Origin of the sequence: Lysobacter concretionis Ko07 = DSM 16239 (genome assembly GCF_000768345.1) — a bacterium.
GTDB lineage: Bacteria > Pseudomonadota > Gammaproteobacteria > Xanthomonadales > Xanthomonadaceae > Novilysobacter > Novilysobacter concretionis.
Window position 1 is genome coordinate 1 of sequence record NZ_AVPS01000003.1, and the last position, 17,014, is coordinate 17,014.

The 17,014-nt window shown below is 61.2% G+C and carries 13 protein-coding genes; 6 read left to right on the plus strand and 7 right to left on the minus strand.

Annotated features, from left to right (window positions below; all coding sequences use genetic code 11):
* Positions 1-23: 23 nt before the first annotated feature.
* Positions 24-2,636, minus strand: coding sequence for a TonB-dependent receptor (locus N792_RS02495; protein ID WP_036192531.1), 2,613 nt, complete (start codon positions 2,634-2,636; stop codon positions 24-26).
* A gap of 676 nt (positions 2,637-3,312) precedes the next feature.
* Between N792_RS02495 and N792_RS02500 the strand changes: the two genes are divergently transcribed.
* From N792_RS02500 to N792_RS13920, 5 genes are all read left to right on the plus strand, one after another.
* The gene (locus N792_RS02500) at positions 3,313-4,071 is read left to right on the plus strand and encodes an abortive infection family protein (protein WP_036192533.1); all 759 of its coding nucleotides are present in this window, start codon (positions 3,313-3,315) and stop codon (positions 4,069-4,071) included.
* A 137-nt stretch (positions 4,072-4,208) separates the two neighbouring features.
* Positions 4,209-4,811: a hypothetical protein gene (locus N792_RS02505; protein WP_036192534.1), complete on the plus strand. Its 603-nt coding sequence runs from the start codon at positions 4,209-4,211 to the stop codon at positions 4,809-4,811.
* Positions 4,801-6,126: a 7-cyano-7-deazaguanine synthase gene (locus N792_RS02510; protein ID WP_036192535.1), complete on the plus strand. Its 1,326-nt coding sequence runs from the start codon at positions 4,801-4,803 to the stop codon at positions 6,124-6,126. Before N792_RS02505 ends, N792_RS02510 begins: the two co-directional genes overlap by 11 nt.
* Positions 6,127-6,156: 30 nt before the next feature.
* Positions 6,157-7,347, plus strand: a complete 1,191-nt coding sequence (locus N792_RS02515; protein WP_084105324.1) for a helix-turn-helix domain-containing protein — start codon at positions 6,157-6,159, stop codon at positions 7,345-7,347.
* A complete protein-coding gene (locus tag N792_RS13920) occupies positions 7,344-7,880 on the plus strand; it encodes a hypothetical protein (protein WP_156969269.1) in 537 nt (178 codons plus the stop codon). The genes N792_RS02515 and N792_RS13920 overlap by 4 nt, the downstream gene beginning before the upstream one ends.
* 875 nt (positions 7,881-8,755) lie before the next feature.
* Here the strand turns inward: N792_RS13920 and N792_RS13925 are convergent.
* From N792_RS13925 to N792_RS13350, 6 genes are all read right to left on the minus strand, one after another.
* A complete protein-coding gene (locus N792_RS13925; protein WP_156969270.1) occupies positions 8,756-9,094 on the minus strand; it encodes a hypothetical protein in 339 nt (112 codons plus the stop codon).
* A 374-nt stretch (positions 9,095-9,468) separates the two neighbouring features.
* Positions 9,469-10,392: a replication initiation protein gene (locus tag N792_RS02525; RefSeq protein WP_156969271.1), complete on the minus strand. Its 924-nt coding sequence runs from the start codon at positions 10,390-10,392 to the stop codon at positions 9,469-9,471.
* Between the two features lie 950 nt (positions 10,393-11,342).
* Positions 11,343-11,876 carry a hypothetical protein gene (locus N792_RS13345; RefSeq protein WP_052103336.1) on the minus strand — a complete coding sequence of 178 codons (534 nt, stop codon included), beginning with the start codon at positions 11,874-11,876 and terminating at the stop codon, positions 11,343-11,345.
* 64 nt (positions 11,877-11,940) lie between these two features.
* Entirely contained in the window at positions 11,941-12,690 is a 750-nt protein-coding gene (locus N792_RS02540) for a hypothetical protein (RefSeq protein ID WP_036192540.1), read from the minus strand.
* A gap of 9 nt (positions 12,691-12,699) precedes the next feature.
* A complete protein-coding gene (locus N792_RS02545; protein WP_156969272.1) occupies positions 12,700-13,326 on the minus strand; it encodes a hypothetical protein in 627 nt (208 codons plus the stop codon).
* 201 nt (positions 13,327-13,527) lie between these two features.
* On the minus strand, positions 13,528-15,576 hold the full coding sequence (locus tag N792_RS13350; RefSeq protein ID WP_052103338.1) for a MobA/MobL family protein: 2,049 nt from the start codon (positions 15,574-15,576) through the stop codon (positions 13,528-13,530).
* Positions 15,577-16,391: 815 nt separating this feature from the next.
* Here N792_RS13350 and N792_RS02555 point away from each other — a divergent pair.
* Entirely contained in the window at positions 16,392-16,703 is a 312-nt protein-coding gene (locus N792_RS02555; protein ID WP_036192542.1) for a conjugal transfer protein TraD, read from the plus strand.
* Positions 16,704-17,014: the final 311 nt, after the last annotated feature.

Here is a 17,014-nt window from a genome sequence, read left to right on the forward strand (position 1 = left end):
GACTTCAACCGGCCCGGCGTCGATCAGTAACGCAGACGCAGGGTGGCGCCGTAGGTTCTCGGTGCGCCGAGGAACGCGTTCCACGAACCCGCCTGGATCGGGGCGTCGATGCCTACCTGCTTGTAGGTCTCGTTGGTCAGGTTCTGGGCCCAGAGCTCGACCATCCAGCGGCGATCCTTGCTGCCGAAGCCCACCCGGGCATTCAACAGTGTGTAGGCGTCCTGCATCTTCTCCGGATCGAGGTCGGACCCGGTGTTGTATTTGGACATGTACTTGCCGCCGATATTGAACCGCCCCAACAGTTCGGAGCCGACATCCCACTCGTAGGTCACCGAGGCATTGCCCGACCACCTCGGCGCAAAGCTCATCTGGTTGCCGGGCAACAGCTTCAGATCGGCATCGGGCAGCACGTCATCGCCGTACTCGGTCTGCGCGTAGGTCACGCCGCCCTGCACCATCAGTCCTGCCACCGCGGGCTGCCACATGACGTCGGCCTCGAAACCCTGGGAAACCACTTCAGGAATCGAGCGCACCACGAAACTGGTGCCCAGGAAGCTGTTGAGCTGGAAGTCCTCGTACTTCTGGTAGAACAGCGCGGTATTGAACAGCAGGTTGCCGCCCATCCAGGTGGTCTTCAGGCCCAACTCGTAGCTGTCGACGAACTCGCCCGGGAACGAGGTGTCGTCCACCGGGGTGATGCCTTGCACGTCACTGGACAGGCCGGTAAGCGACTGCACCCGATCGAGGTTGAAGCCCCCGGCCTTGTAACCACGGGCCGCCGAGGCGTAGGTCATCAGCTCATCGGACCAGTCGTAGGCGAGCTTGAACGTGCCGGACCATTCCTTTTCGGTACGCACCTGCGAGACGTCGCGGCCGTCGTGGGCGATGTTGGCCCACGGCAGGCACATGTAGCCGGCCACGCTGGGCGCCACCGCCGGAACCAGCCCGGCCAGCAGTTGCTGCTGCAACGCGGGCGGCAGGCTGGCAAAGCCGTTGATCCGCGCCGCCAGCGCGCCACCGACGCGTGCGGCGGGGTTGCTCAGCGCCGATCCGCACGCCGCGCCGCCATTGGGGTTGTCGTACAGCGTGTGCAGGGTTTTCTTCTCGTGGGTGTAACGCGCGCCGACGGTGATGGCGAACGCATCGGTGGCGTGGAAGGTGTTGTTGGTGAAGATCGCCGTGCTGCGCGCATTCTGTTTGTGGCGATCCAGCGAGGCCAGGCCGGTGTAGTTGGTGCCGAAAGGCAGCCCGCTGACCTGCGAGAGGAAGGTTGCCGGATTGGACTGGTTCACTGTCAGCCCCAGTGGCGCCAGTTGCGCGGCGATGCCGGCCAGCACCTGGCTGCCGACCAAGGTCGACAGGTAGGGCTCGTAGGCGGGGCCGAAGCGGTAGGAATCGTTCCGATTCAGATCCTCATCGGAATAGAACAAGCCGACCATCCAGTCGACCCGATCGCTCGCACCGGTCAACCGGAGCTCCTGGCTGAAGGTCTCGAAATGGGTCAGGGATTCATCGGCATCGGGCGCGCGGTAGAGGATGTCGGCAGCGCTGTAATCGAAGTCCAGCCCGTTGATCGCCTTCCAGTCACGGACTGCGGTGACCGAGTTGAGCGTGGCGCCACCGGCCCACGGCGTCTCCCAGTCGATATTCATCGCCACGCCCTTGTCCTTCAGGTCCTGCGTTGTCGGGCGATTGCTGTAGGCCAGGCGACGGTCCAGGTCGACCGCCGGGATGATGCCTTCGCCGCCCGGCGTCAAGGCGTTGATGATCGCGGCGGTCGGGCCGCGATGGGTGGTGACGGTGACGCAGCAGTTTTCCTCACGGCTGCTGAAATCACCGACGAAATTGACCGACAGGGTGTCGGTCGGCTCCAACAGCAGTTGGCCGCGGAAGGAGTGGTAGTTCTGGTCGCCATCGTCGGTTTCCGTCCGGGGGCCCCCGCCCACGCGGACATTGTCGACCCCGTCGCGCTTGCGTTTGGTGGCGAAGACCCGGAACGCGGCGTTCTCACCAAGCGCGTCGTTGTAGGCTCCCGAGACGCCGAACAGGCCGTAGTTGCCGGCCGTGACCTCTGCTTCGGCGCTCTGGGTGTAGCTGGGCTTGCGGGTGATGACGTTGATCACGCCCGCCGAGGTGTTCTTGCCGAACACGGTGCCCTGCGGGCCCTTGAGCACCTCGATGCGCTCCACCTCGCCCAGATCGCCGAAGCCGACGCTGTTGCGCGAGCGGTAGACGCCGTCGATCACCACGCCGACCGACGACTCCAGGCCCGCGTTGTCGCCGACGGTGCCGATGCCACGGATGCGCGCGGTGGTCTGCGCCGCGCTCTGGGTGCTGGTGACCGTGAGGCCGGGGACCAGCACCTGCATGTCCTTGATGTCATGCACGCCGGTGTCCTGCAGCAACTGCTCGTCGAGCACGTTGATCACGATCGGCACATCCTGCAGGGCCTCCTCGCGCTTCTGCGCGGTGACCGTCAGGCTGGACAGCGTGGTGGTGCGCTCGTTTTCCGCAGGCGTCGTCGACGCCGATGTCTGCGAAGCGTCCTGCGCCATGACCGGCGCGACGCTCAACGTGGCCAACGCAACCATTACCGCCGATGCAAGCAACGTACGTGCAGGCTTTGCAATTCCCATGGTGTCCCCTCCCAAGTGGCAATCAGATCAAGCGCTCGCCATGTCGATGGCGGCAATGGACGGGCTTCCCTTGCCACTGGCCGACGTGGGGGACTTCGGCCGGTGGCGACGTTGAGGGCAACCCGTTGACGGAACGTAGCATGTTCCATACGCGATGGAACTGTGCCCGCCGGAACCGGGATGTCGACAGGCGGCTGGCATACTTGCCGATCCTTGGCGGGCCGCCTTGACTGCCCGTCAGACCCCACCCCCAGACCGTTGAATTCCGTGCCCAATACGAACACCGCAGCCGCCCTGAACGTCGATGCCCATACACCGTTGATGAAGCATTACTTCGGCGTTCCACGGGAAACACTTATTTAAGGCCTTTTCTGGCCTCTTCTTCTTACAGAAATATCATGGAGCTACACGGGAGCAGCAGAATTCGACTCCCATTTGTCCACACTCCGAGCTACTTTTTCGCCCCGTTTTGAGGGTCTTTTTGGCAGTGATTCCGCTCAAAACGCCCCCTCTGAAAGCCCGCGTTGGCACCTGCAAATTGACGCCGCCGACGCACGCGCAAAACGCCTCGCGCTCTGCACAAATATTTCCATGAAAGATGCGGGCCAGCTGCGCGCCATTCGCATCCGCTTCGCGAGCGCTGGCTAAGAGGTCGGCTGAACCTTATCGTCGCCTGATGAACCTTCCCTTCTCTTCCTTCGGCCCGCCCCTTTCGGGCAAGACTCTGCTCGCTCTCGGCGAAGCCGCAGAGGCGCAATTCGACTCGACGGACTGGACCAAGTTCGCCTACGAAGTCGACGAGGCGAACCTCATCTGCAACCACCCTCGCCTGCTGCGCTCCCTCAGTTTCGGCGACACCGACTATGGCGAGTGCGTGCTTCAGGTTGTGAGGCATCTCCAGAACAATCGCCCCAGCGCCTTGGGCGCTCTCGCCCAACGCCCGAAGATCCGCACCTGGATCGAAGAGAACGCCCCCGACGCCGCCCTGGAACTTGGCCTGGGCCAGGCGCACGTCGTTGGGCCGTTGAGAACCCTGAGTAGCTCAGAGGTTGTCGATCGCGCCCTTAAGGACGCGGACCACCTCCTCCATACCCGCGGACCCGTCAGTTGCGTAGATCGCCTGCATACCGCCTTGCACGGCTACCTCCGGGATCTATGTGGCAAGGCCGGCCTTACCTTCGCGCCTGATGCATCGCTGACCACGCTCTTCAAGCTACTCCGCACTGAGCATCCGAGCTTCAAGAACCTTGGCCCACAAGATCAGGAAATGGCGCGGGTGCTCGGGTCAATGGCGGCCACCGTGGATGCGTTGAACACCCTGCGCAATCGGGCATCGGTGGCACATCCCAACGAAGCACTCCTAGGCGAGCCCGAGGCGATGCTGATGGTCAACATCACCCGCTCCCTCTTCCACTATCTGGAAGCGAAGACCTGATGACACTGGCGGCGGGGCCGTCGCACGACGTCAGTCTCGCCAGGCAATGAGACTTTACATTTTTTCATATTAGCCATTTTAATATTTGACATAGCTCGCAACCGTGACGTAGCCTCTGTCCTCACAGGAGGCTATACATGGCCGAGAACGAAGTTCTGGATTTCGGGCACCACCAACGGTGGAAGCTCAGCAGGCGTGTGCTGCGGGACTCTGCGAGCACGTTCTCGGAGTTCGTCGAAGTCGCCGATGACGAATGCCGGGAGGCCGTCAGGAGACTGCCCGCCGCCCTCCGCAAGGGTCCTCCGCTACTCATCCTTCTCAGGGCTCTACGGGCCTCCGTCACGGGATTGCAGGAAGTAGTTGCCGCGTTCACCGAGAAGCGGTTGGCGAACGTGGTGATCGCGGCGGCCAAGTGCAACCCAAATGGCCATCCTCACTCGGTTGCCAAGACCGCGGCCGAGACGATGGTTGAAATGCTGGTCGATCAGATCTCAGCGCGAGCCATGAAGGAGAAGCGCTTCTGCTCGCCCGAGGAGCAGACGGCTCTGCGTGGGGCATTGACCAGCAAGTTCGCGCCTTACATCGCTCCCATATGCGAAACGATTGAGTCCTCGCTTCGTGGCACGCCTATCAAGCAAGTCAAGACTCTCACTGCGCGGGCACGCCGTATGCGCCCGACGGAAGTAGCCAGGATGTCGCTGGTCTCGGTGCCGCCTCAGGAGCGCCCCCGTGCCCACTGACCTCTCTTCCATTGTCGTGCGCTACGAGCCTGGTCGAGTCGCGCTCAGTGGTGCGGTCGAACAAGACGTGACGATCACGGCCCAGAGCATGCTCAATCATTTGCTCGAGACGGCCAGCCAGCGCTCCATAGACCTGGTGGCGATTGCCACGGGCATTTATGCCATCGATCGCGCTTGCAAGCGGAAGCTGACTCGCCACAACGAGTGCGGCGTGCGCACGCTTCGAGTGGTGTTCGAAGTGTCTGATCTTGCCTTCTGGCAGCAACCGGACATCGTCGAACAGCTGACGGACATCCTCTGCGTGCTCAGTGGCGATACGTGGCTCGTTTCGTTCGCCAAGCGAAGCGAGCCGCATCAAACGACGGCCGTGCAACGGTCGCTTGACCTCCAGCAGCCGTTGCCTACGCGAGTGGCGCTATACAGCGGTGGCCTCGACTCCGCGGCTGGACTGGCCAACCAGCTAGTTGCCAATGACCAGACCTACATGCTTCTAACCGTTGGGCACCACGTGGCCGTCCGTTCGAAGTGCCTGGACCAGGTGAAGAAGTTGCGCCAGATTTTGCGCACGCCGATGCTGCACCATGCCTCCTTTATGGTGCGCTTTGACGGTGGCGTTGCCGGCAAGATGAAGTCCCAAGAGAAGAGCCAGCGGGCACGCGGCTTCCTCTTCTGTGCAGCTGCTGCCCTACTGGCCGATGCCTGTGATATCGAAGACATCGAACTGTTTGAGAATGGCGTTGGCGCGATCAATCTCCCGCTTACCGAAGGTGGCCTGACCGACGGCCTTTCTACGCGGGGCGCACACCCGGGCTTTCTGGCGAAGATGGGGGCTCTTGTCAGCGCAGTCCTGGAAACCCCACTTCGGTTCTCACTGCCCTTCCTCAGCGCCACGAAAGCGGAAATGGTGCAACCCTTGGTGGCCCGTCCGCTCCTAGCCGAGTGGCTGCAGCAGTCGTGTTCGTGCATCCATACCTCTTTGCGAGTCCGCGGCAAGCGTCATTGCGGGCACTGCCCAGCGTGTATTGAGAGGCGGCAAGCCTTTCGTGGTGGCGGCATCGAAGAGGGCGCCAAGGATTACGAAGTTGACCTGTTTTCCGGCGGGGTGCCCAAGGACTTCGCCTATTTCATGTCCTACCTGGAAAACGCCCGCTGGTGGTCGACTGGCCATGCGCGCGTGAAAAGTCGCCTGGCGCGGCATTGCATCCTGACCGACAGCACGCACGTGCCCATCGATCAGATCGAAAGCATGCTCGTGCGGCATGCGAACGAGTCGCTACTTACTTACGGGGGCGTCGAGCTCCTCGAGGCTGCATAAGCCTCCGCCCCGCCTTGAACTGGAACGCCCATGAACGCACTCGTCCAACGGCTCATTGCAGCCAGAAAATCCGCAGGGGTATCCCAAGCCTCTGCAGCTGAGCACTTGAACATCAGCCGGCCAACCTTCATCGCCATCGAAAAGGGCTCGCGCGATGTCAAGCCAGAAGAACTAGTCGCTCTCGCAGGCCTGTATCACACGTCACTCAACCGCCTGATGCGACAGAGCGCCCCTCCCACCGAGGTCGCGCCACATCTTCGCGCAGTGGTCGAGCGCCAAGGCGAGGATGCAGGGCTTGAAGCTGCCGTGGCCAAGCTCAGCGAGTTCGTCGATGACTACATGTTCCTGCGCGACAAGGTGCAGGGCTATGTCATGCCTGTCCCGCCCGCCCAGCCGGCCCGCTCGCCCATCCCTGTAGAGCGTTTCGCCGAGATCTGTGCCGCAAAGCAGCGAGAAGAGCTCGGATTTGGCGATCGAGAGCCGGTGAGCTCCCTGCGCAAGACGCTTGATGAGAAGGGCGTGCATGTCTTCATCGACGGCTTGGACTCAAAGCTCGCCGGGCTCTATGCGTATATCGAGAACTTCGGTTACTGCATCCTCGTCAATCGCAAGCACCCCCAAGCCAGGCGCCGATGGACGATTGCCCACGAGTATGGGCATTTCCTGTTCGACCGCGACCGCCGCGGCGTCGACTTCGTCCAGCCGATGAAGCGCAAGCCGGAGAACGAGCGCTTCGCAGATGCCTTTGCCATGCACTTCCTGATGCCCGGGGATGGCGTGCAGCGGCGCTTCCACGACACCTATCAGCAGAAGGGCGACGTCAATGTCGGCGACGTCCTTCGGATCGCGGACTACTACGGTGTGTCCCTGATGGCGATGGTGCTGCGTTTGGAGTCCTTGGGACTGGTGAAGAGGGGAAGCTGGGACGCCATCAAGGACTCAGGAGCTCGCGTCCAGGATATTCGCGCCGCCTCTGGAGTGGAGGAAGTCGAAGTCAAGGACTCCGCGGAGATATTCCCTGACCGGTATCTCATCCTCGCGGTTGAGGCTTGGTCGTCCCAAGCAATCACGACCAGCCAGTTTGCAAAGCTAATCCGAAAGCCCATCATCGAAGCCAGAGACTTTGGCCAGAAGCTTTCCCAACAAACTGACGGCATGCAGTCCGTCATCAACCTGAGGCTGGGGGATTCATTGGTTCACAAGGAGCAACCGCGCGCATGACGCATTACTGCTTGGATGCTTGCTCCCTCATCAATCTGTTTTGTGGATGGGGCGGGATCCAGGAGCTCCATGCATTCGGCGACTCTTGGTCGACCTCTCGGACAGCACTTTCCGAGTTCACCGAGGTTCGCGAGTGGTGCCAAGATGGCTCGATCGTCAGGCGCCCGATCGATGGGGCCGCCATTTGCGATGGCTCACCGTTAGCTGTGCACGTCGCCACAGGGGACGATGAACTTGCCACGCTTTCGCGCCTCACCATGGCCGTAGACGATGGCGAGGCGGAATGCTTAGCCATTGCCAAGCATCGCGGGCTGATCCTCGTGTCAGATGATGGGTTGGCGGTTGTCCATGCCGCCAACGAAGGCGTTCCCGCCGTATCTTCAATCCAGCTCCTGGCCGAGTGGTCTAGTCTGGATGCGTCGCGCAAACCACGCCTTGGCGAGATTGCGCGACGGGTCGAACTGTTGGCACGTTATATCCCACCCCCACAGAGCCCACATCGAGCGTGGTGGGATACGCTGCGCGCTCCGTAGAACATCGCGGTCATCGCCATAGCGGCGCAAGGTCACGCGCCCCGAGGCGATATCTGGTGCTAGCGCGCGGCCAGGGAACCTCCCGGGCAAGCCCTTCTTTCTCACCCGCGAGCTAAACAGCAAGCAACCGCCAACCAGCTGCGATCCGCCCTGCACGCACCGGCACCCTCGTGCAGGAGACTCACCCTCGACGAAGAGTTTTTTCACAAGTGAGCAGGAAGTAGTCACCGGGGTCAGCAACGCGTCGAGGTAAAAAGAGTGGTGTGCTGGCGAGACAAGCTGGCGAGTCGCAAGCGGCCAAGAGGAAGACTCGGCGAACGGCGACGGCGAAAAGCTCGGGGCTGGCGCGCTGGGAGTCGTGAGCTTGAGAGCAAAAGCAGCAGCGCAGGCGGGTGGGGTTGGTCGTCTTTCGGGGTTGGTCGGCGGCCGGAGCAGCGAGGTTCTTAGGCATACACAACACGCACCACTGGTGGGGTAGAAGACGGGCCCGCTTTAAGCGATGAATCGCGCGCAAACCCTTGCCTGTCAACGGTTTGAGGACGTGCACGTCCAACGTGCCCGCTTTTTGCCGCGTAATGACCGCAAACCCTTGACCTAAGCGGGTTTCAGCAGGGGCCCCTGGTGCAGCCCTGATTTTTGGCCACGCCGACGAAACATGAAATCGAGGAGAAGCCGAAAAAAGTTGAGCGTCGGCTTCGCACTCGCCGCCAACGAGCCTTCAATTTTGATCGCCGCCACGACGAGCTGCCCTACATTTTCTGGCTGGGGAACATCTGATCGTGTTCGGACAGCGCAGCCACATTTCGCTAGGGGCACACCCAGGTCCCGATGAAAAACACGGACCGGCCGCTCCACCGGCACCGTCAAGCTGAGCGTTAGCGCGGCTTGCTTCGTCGATAACTTTCCGTGGAAATTCGTTTGAGTTGATCGGTCTCCGGATCGATATAGCGCACACGAAGTCCGTGCTCCCGTCCTTGGCTCTTGGCAAGTTCCCGCAATACCTCGCCCGGGGTGTCTTCAAGAAAATCGAGCACTCCCATCATCAAGCCCGGCATGAACAGGCCCGACTTTTCTCCCGCATCCTTCCAGACTTGGTGCGCGGTTTTTGGCATGAAGACCGTCACCTGTTGAGTGACGTCCGCATTATTTTCCCGCCACCGACGATTGCGTTCGGCGACAATTTTCCTATGATCAGTTGGTGCATTGTCCGACATGTTGGGCCCAGATCGATTGACCTGGCCATCAAAGCAGAGGGTAAATTTTCGTCAACCTTCGCGCACTCTTGGTCCCGTTTCCTGCACGACTGATGAGCACTTGACGTCAGCAACGCTCACAATTTTCAGGCCGAACGTAATCTCTTACAGAAGAGTTTTCGTTTACACACCAACCGCACCTCCCGTGATGCGCGGGTGGTGTGAAAAGGCAACAAGGAACCGGGAGCCGCAACGCTTTTAGGGCGATGCACTCCGCGATGCGTGGACCGGGAGGTGTGCGACCCGCAGCCATTGACTCGACTGACTTTCACCGCGATGCGCTATCGCTTCGGAGGTCTGTCTCGGCACCTCGAGCTCACGGCGATTAGCGGCGATCACAGATTAAGCCCCGCTCTCCGCTCCCGGGCCGCCGTCGCTGCTTGCTCTTGCCAGCTCTTCTTCTTCGGCGTCGCGCTGGTCTCGTGCCTAATGATCGGCAAGAGCTTGACCTTGGTCTCAGCCTTTTTTACGACAACCAGCCGGTCTTGTTCATCAAGCGACCACGACTGCACCAGCGCTTCATCTCCCCCCATCAAATGGTTCATCGCCGCCTTGAGGCGACTGCGGAAGTCGCGCAGCTGCTTGGTGGTCGACCCACACTCAGTCCGGATAGCCGCTACGCTCTTCGCGGGCGGAACCTTGTGGGTAGCGATATAGTCGTGCAGCCAGCAAGCAAGATAGTTTTTACCCAGGCGAGCCTTCCTTCGCAGATCGTTGAACAGCACTTCATCGGAAAGATAGGGGGTCAGGTCAGCATTCAGTCTGATTGCAAGCCATCCCGTCGGAGTTTCGTCCTTCGATCTGCGCTTCGTGTCGTGAACGACAGACGACACGAGCGTGCCCGCGTAGTCCACCCGCTTGCTCGTATAAGCGATGTGAGCCTTGCTCAAGTCACTAAGGGTTTGCCATAACCGCCGCCGCTGATGCTGATCATCCGCGGCAGATCCGATCATGGACAGCAACTGGTCCGCTGGCACCAAAAACCGGTCGTTGTCGCCAACGCCCGCCGCCCTTGCTGCACAGATCACCGCTTGCCAAACCAGTGAATGCCGCTGAGTAAGGCGGGGCCCCGAATAGAGGAGAGTTCCTCCCAGCGCACCACCATCGATGCGCACAGGGACGTTATTCAATAACGGCGCTTCTTTCTCCTTGCCTCTGGGCAGGATCGACGCGCTAAACAATGCCGATCGGAGCAACCCCATTGGGATGGGTGGCGCGAGATCTGTTTGTGCAAGCTGTTGAGCGGTGGAGGGCCTCATGCCTAGAAACTAAGGGAGAGCGCCTGTCCGTCAAGGACCACGCTGACCAGCAGCGCTGTTCGTTTTCTCGCCCTGAGCAGTAACCCGTGGCAATCACGCGCGGTAACCCGTGGCAATCGCACGCGGTAACCCGTGGCAATCGCACGCGGTAACCCGTGGCAATCACGCGCGGTAACCCGTGGCAATCACGCGCGAAACCCGTGGCAATCACACGCGGGGGTGTTCTTGTAAGTGCTGATTTTGCAAGAGATTTTCGCCGTTTTCGCTTCTGTAGGCTTTTAGGCTTAAGAAAGGATAAGGGCGCACGGGGTGCGCAGATCTTCGCTTTCGCTCATGGAAAATCAAGGGCAAAAGCAGTCGCTACGCGACCCAAAAGCCAGGTCAAGAGCAACAGCGGGCGCTACGCGCCCAGAAGCAACAGCGGGGGTGCTGCGCACCCCTACGCTCGCTGACGCTCGCTGTTTTCTGGGCTGACGCCCATCCTCTCGCCGTGGCGGCCAATGGCCGCCTGACGGCCTACATCGCTCCAATACCAGGCGCAGCGTCAGAGGTCCCCGCCGCGAAAGCGGAGCCATGCGGGCGAAAGCCCGTTCACCGCTTTTTCCCGATCGCGCGCGAAGCGCGTGGTCGGCCTTAGAACAGGCGGGGACCGATCGAACTTCGACACTTGCGCCCCACCCCGCCACTGGACACCACTGGGGCTGGTGTCGCCACCCGGTTGCGTGCTCTCGCATCCAGCGCCGCGCCCAGGGCCACCACAGGCACCAGCCAGCGCGCTCCCGTCTTGGTCAGGCCTGGGACCAGCACCCCGGCGTCCAATTCGTTCCTGACGCGCTCTACGCGCTTCCTGGTGGCCGACCCATACAGGACCAGGGCGATCTCGCTGGGGGAGAGCGCAACGCGCCCTGGGAACGCCTCACGCAGCACGTCGACACTGGACACTCTCACGGTCATGCCCCCTTGGCTCCGCGAGGTCGCTTAGAGCGCAGCGGCGACACATACTCGCCCCGCCGTTCCAACAGGTCATCGAGCCAGCTACTCATGCCGTAATCGGCCACGGCTTGCAGCTGCACGTCCTGCCACACCACAACAAGCAGGTCAGCGGCTTCGTCGGTCATTGGGAAGAACGGGGCCTCGGGCTCGCGCAGGAACCAGTCCCCCTGCAGCACTCCGCAATGAGTGCAGCTGTTGCCCAAGTAGACCTCTCCGGCCGTTGCCGACGCCATCAAGTCCATCCACGGCGCAACTGCCTTGACCGCGCGCAGTGTGTCCGGGTCGATCCAGGTGATGTTGCCAAGCAAGGCAGGCTCAAAGCAGCGCTCGAATACCAGATCCATGCCATCCTCTCCCAGCTCCATGCCCTCGCGATGCTCGCCCACGGCCAGTGCCGCTACGGGCGTCTTGGCCGCGCACTTGAAGCACACGACTTCGCCTGTCAGGACCGCGAACCGGTCAGCGACAACGGTGGGGATGGGCTCGTCCATAGCCCATTCGAGCGTAACCGGCGCAGCTCGGTCAACTGAACGGAACACCGCCGCCTTGCGGCATCTAGGCGAGGTTCTCGGCGTGTTCGGGAGCCAATTCGCCTCGAAGTAGCTCCACCATGTCGATGTAGGCCTGGTCCACGCCTCTCCCCTGTAGCGTGAGCAATTGCCCATGCATGATGGCCTGGCGAAGCTGGCTTAATGACAGCGCACAAAGCTCCGTAGGCTTGGGAAGCGTTGTCCAAAACGCCCGATCCAGTCGAAGAACACTGTCGTTGCGAACGATCCCGCCGCTCCTGGGCAAGAACACCAGCTGCGGATAGACCAGGCATTCCGCTCTTGCCGCGATGGTCGCCGTAACCGACCGAGGCTCGTTGGGCGTTGACACTGAATACATCGGAGCAACGAGAGCCGCAGGACGCATGAACGCGCTCCTGGCACGGTTTCGTTGTGCTTCTGGCAGGCGCTTGTCAGCGATACCGTCGGCGATGGCCAGCACTACGCAGGGCCGCACCTTCGAAGTGAGCGCCAGCAACTCCTGGCAGTCTCCAAGCCTCTCCTTGAACAGCGGCAGGCGGTTAGGCTTGTGTCGGTAATCCTTATCGGGCTCGACATTTCGGATGGTGCCTGACGCTGACGCATGCGACGTCTGGTCGGATCGCTGCGCATCGAAAACCCGCCACGTCTGCCCAATATCAGGCACCACCGTCTGGATGACCTGCCCCACCTCGGGCGTCCCTTCGGTGGGTGGCCGATGCTTCTCGTCGTAGGGCTGCAAGATGGCGTGGATGTCCGTTCCGTTGCCAAATCCCATGACGTGACCTCAGGCCAATTGAGCAGTGAACGCGATGGGATCGCGGTCGGCATCTTCGGCATCCATTGCCGCCGAAGCCTCAACAAATGCAAGATCGTAAATCGGTCGATGCGCCGCCATCGCCCGGGCGTTGCCTTTACCGCGCGTATAGGTCTGCGCTACCCGCTCAGCCAACTGCGCCAGCTTCAAGATCTTTGCGTGATCGGAAATGCTGGTGTGCTTGTGCGCTTGCACCTGTCCTGCGTCCTTCAGCACACCAAAATCGATACGCTTTCCCGGCGTTGCGCCCTGCATCGGTAGCGTCTTGAAATACGCATGATCAAGCAACTTGCTCAGATCCTTGGCGAACTTTCGGACCATCGATCCGAACCGCGCGGCTCCCGTGCCAACCACGCCCACTTCGCTCAACGAGGGACCCTGGGGATACTCGCCCAACCAGTAGAGCGAAAAGTCCTTGCCTCGATACTCATCAGACAACGATTGAACGAGGCCGCGGCTAGCAAGCTCGTCAATGCCACCAGCGAGGTTGACGGCAAACGGGCCAAAGGAGTGGAAATACCAATCCGACCCACTAACGGTCTCGCCCTCGTGTGCTTCGGCATGGAGGCAATCGAGGAGGTAGACCAGCTTGAACAACGTTGTGCGCGTGATCCGCCCAACACCTGCCTCCCGGGCTTCCCGAAGGACGGCTAGGATGGCGGACTGCATTGGAGCGGGGACTTGGGGCATGGGCACGGAGCGGGTAAACCGTAGAAGTATAACCAAGTAGCCTGAACTGGCTGAATGGGCAAGTGCGGCAAGACCTGCGGTCGGCCTACCGCCATGAACGGCGAAACGTCAGTGCGGCGGCCTCAACTTCGGATAGCGGCTGGTATCCGGCTTGGATCGAGGACCCTGCGGCTTGTGATCCATGCCCGTCCGATCACTGTCCGGCGCGGGCTTGAACGGCTGCAAGTAGATCTCATCCTCTGGCGCAATCGGGATGGGAATGGGATACAGCCGCTCGAAGCGCTGCGTCTCATCGACCATGTCCGTGCGTGCGAGGTCGGTCTGCTTCTCGTAGTAGCGCTTGGCCTTGTCCACCAGCATTCGCTTGGCATCGCGGTAGGCCTTGGAAGCGGCTTCCCAGCGCGCCTTCAACTCGCCCTTCCACTTCTCCCAGGCTTTGACCTCCTTACGCGTGGCATCGCGCCCAGGACGAGGGTGGGCGATCAGCTGTTGGTTGACCTCGGTTTGCACCTCCGACAGATGGTTCAGTGCACGACGAGCGGCATCCTCCCTCCTGGATAGCCGGGTTACGGCATGGATGTAGGTGTTAGTCGCCCCCACCAGACGCTCCATGTCTTCACGAAGCATAGGCTTGTGCCAGTAGCCGCCCACCCGGTGGATGTTCATCGCGTCCACCGCATCGAGGAACTGGATCTCAGGCACGCCACCGATGTCCTGAATGCTGTCCAGGTAGGCCTTGCTCGCTTCCAGCATGCTCGCCAACCACTCCTCGATGGCTGCGGTCTGGGCGTTGATCACCTCAGCCCCCGCCCCTGTTGCTCGCGTCAAGCGAAGCTTGCTGCTACTAAGGCGAGCGGCTGGTGCAGTGCTGTTGCCGCCCTTGCGCTTGGACCCACTGGGCGCCTTCTTGATGTGCTCCTTGAACACATCGATGGCGGCCTTGGGGGCCGGCACTTCGATGTCATCCTTGGGTGGAGGCGGCAGGATGTCATCGGCGTCTTTGGGGGGTGGAGGCAGGATGTCGCCCGTGGCCACGTCCCCGGCGGTTGAAGGGTCTTGCGGCGGGCGCAGCTGCTCGAGATCGAACGCCTCGGTCTGCGCTTCGAACTCCTTGGCGTATTGCTCCTCGATGCCACCCGGCTTGGGCTCGGCGAACGGATCAATGCCCGAGCTGCGTCGGAAGATGTTGTCGTCGTCGACCGGCGTGGTGTCGGCTTCGGTCTCCATCGTCGCCAACTGGTCCAGGAACCGTTGCAGCGGCACGCGCGCCTGGGCCTCTCGCTGGCGCTCCGCCAAAGCGGCAATCCGCGAATGCAACCGCGACTCATCCATGAGGCGCCCTTCGTTCTCCGCCTTGTCCAGGTAGTCGTTCAGGAGCTTCCGATTGTCGATGATCGTCTCGCGCTGGAAGATCCCGCGGTCGATCCAGTCGTCTTGCTTGCGAGCAACAGCCGTGGCCGCCTTGCCCATGTGCCTGGTGGGTGTGCGGGTTAGGACAATGGCCTTGGTGTAGTCGCCTTGGGCCTCGGCTTCCTCGGCCTGGGCTTTCAGGGAGCGGTGGTCGATCCGATCTTCATAGCCAGCAGCCTCCAAGGCAGAGTTGCAGCGTTCCTGCCACAGCGGACGTTCAACCTCCATCGGGTTGGGGAGCGCCGGCTTCTGGCGAGCACACGAGTGCGGGTCCAGTGCCTCGCACTTCCTGCCCAGCGTTCCATCGAGGTTGACGCGACAGTAAGTCAGCAACAGGTGGGCGTGGGTGTTGCGGTCGTCGCCTCGCGCACTGGGCGCATGGACGGCCAGGTCCACAGCAACGCCATATCGCTCGATGAGATCAGACGCATAGTCCTGGGCGAGCTTGATCTTCTCGTCGTCCGAAAGCTCAGAAGGCAGGGCAACGACAAACTCTCGAGCGCAAACGGCGCCTTGGCGGTAGTTCTTCTTGTCGACCTTGGACCAGAACTCTCCCCGCTCCGCCGTATTTCCACCAGGCAGCATCAGGCGCGAATGCAGAACACCCTTCTTGCGCGAATAGTTGTGAACCTCGCCGTTGTTCTCATCGGTCAAAGACACGCCCGCACGATAGGCAGCCGCAGCCGTGGACGTTTTACCGTCGGTCTTCTGGACAGCCACTTTTGCGCTTAGGTGGTAGATGGCCATTAGCCGCTCTCCACCACACAAGCAACACGCGAACGATGTAGACATCCTGCTGAAGCGCCGCGAGCTCCTCGGGGAGCCATCGACAGCGCCAGCAATGTCCACATTTCACACAACCACGCGACTCCATATAGCGATAACAGCGACGTCCCCCTAGGGGGACTAGCATCGGGGGGCGAGCACGACAGTGCTCGGGGGTTTGGGGCGCAGCCCCAACGCACGCAGAGACGAAGTCTCTGCACTAAGTGCGCTATTGCTTTCCAATCGAGGCCCCTCACGGGTCCTTTCTCGGGCAATAGAACCGGGTCGTCCTCGCTGCGTTCGGCCTTCCCCGGCCTGGGCTCGCCTATGGCTCGCCCCCCTTAGTTACCAGGGTGGCAGAACGTCGGAACTTGGCAACGTCACAAGCCAAAGCCAGTTCGATAAGAGCAAGAGCAATCACTCGCTAACGCTCGCGGTGATTGGCCTTTGGCCTTACATAGGCGCCGGTCAATGAAAGTGCGCGCCTTGAGTTGCTTTTTTTCTAACTCGAGGTAGACGTAAGGGGAGCCGATTGGGCCGCCCGCTAATTCGCCGACACCTATGAATGACGAAAAGCTTCGACTACAGATAGCCACACAACTACTGGCAGGCGTGCTCAGCCAAGAACGAAATCGTGAGGAGCTCGCCGATCCCTCAACCATCGATCGTGTTTTAGATCTGGCCGATCAACTCATCCAGCGAGATCAAGAATGGGAGCTTGACCGAGCCAATCGGACTCTCGCCGCTGCCCGTAACCGAAACGATATATCTCTTTAACTCACCCCTCACCGATCTTCATGAGCAAAGCCCTCCACGATCAGATCCATGCCGCCACTGAGAAGCTCGCCCGCCTGAAAGCGAGGGAGCTCTTAGCCGAGCAACGCGAAGCAGCCAAAGCCCGCGACAAGGCACGCCGGGAGGATGCGCACCGGAAGATTGAACTGGGCGGCCTACTTATTGCGTCGGGTGTCGGCGACTACAACCCGGCAGAAATCATCGGCGTGATGCTTGCTTACCAGGCCCAACGCAATGAAGAACGGGCCGAGCAAATGAAGCGACGCGGGCTGGATCACCTGGAGGCGCGCAAGTTGATCAGACATAACAAGTAGGCCAACGAAATGCATGCAAGAAGCTCCTTCCACGCTTGGAGCCAATGGCCGAAATGCTTGCAGTGCACGACGTAGTGGTAGCTCGCAAAGCTGGCTCGCGCTTCGGAGCCCCTATGGCGATTGACCCGTTCACAGCTGCCGGCGCCTGCGACGCTGCTGCAACCAGGTCGGCCCAGGTCTGGGTCAACTAAGAACAGGGAAGCCCCGTCTTTGCTCTATCCCAAGTCGGCGGATCTCGAACCTCAAAGGTGCAAGGGCCCCGAAGGGCCCTTACTGTCGTCGGCGAATTGCAGGGGTGTGTTAGCTCCCCG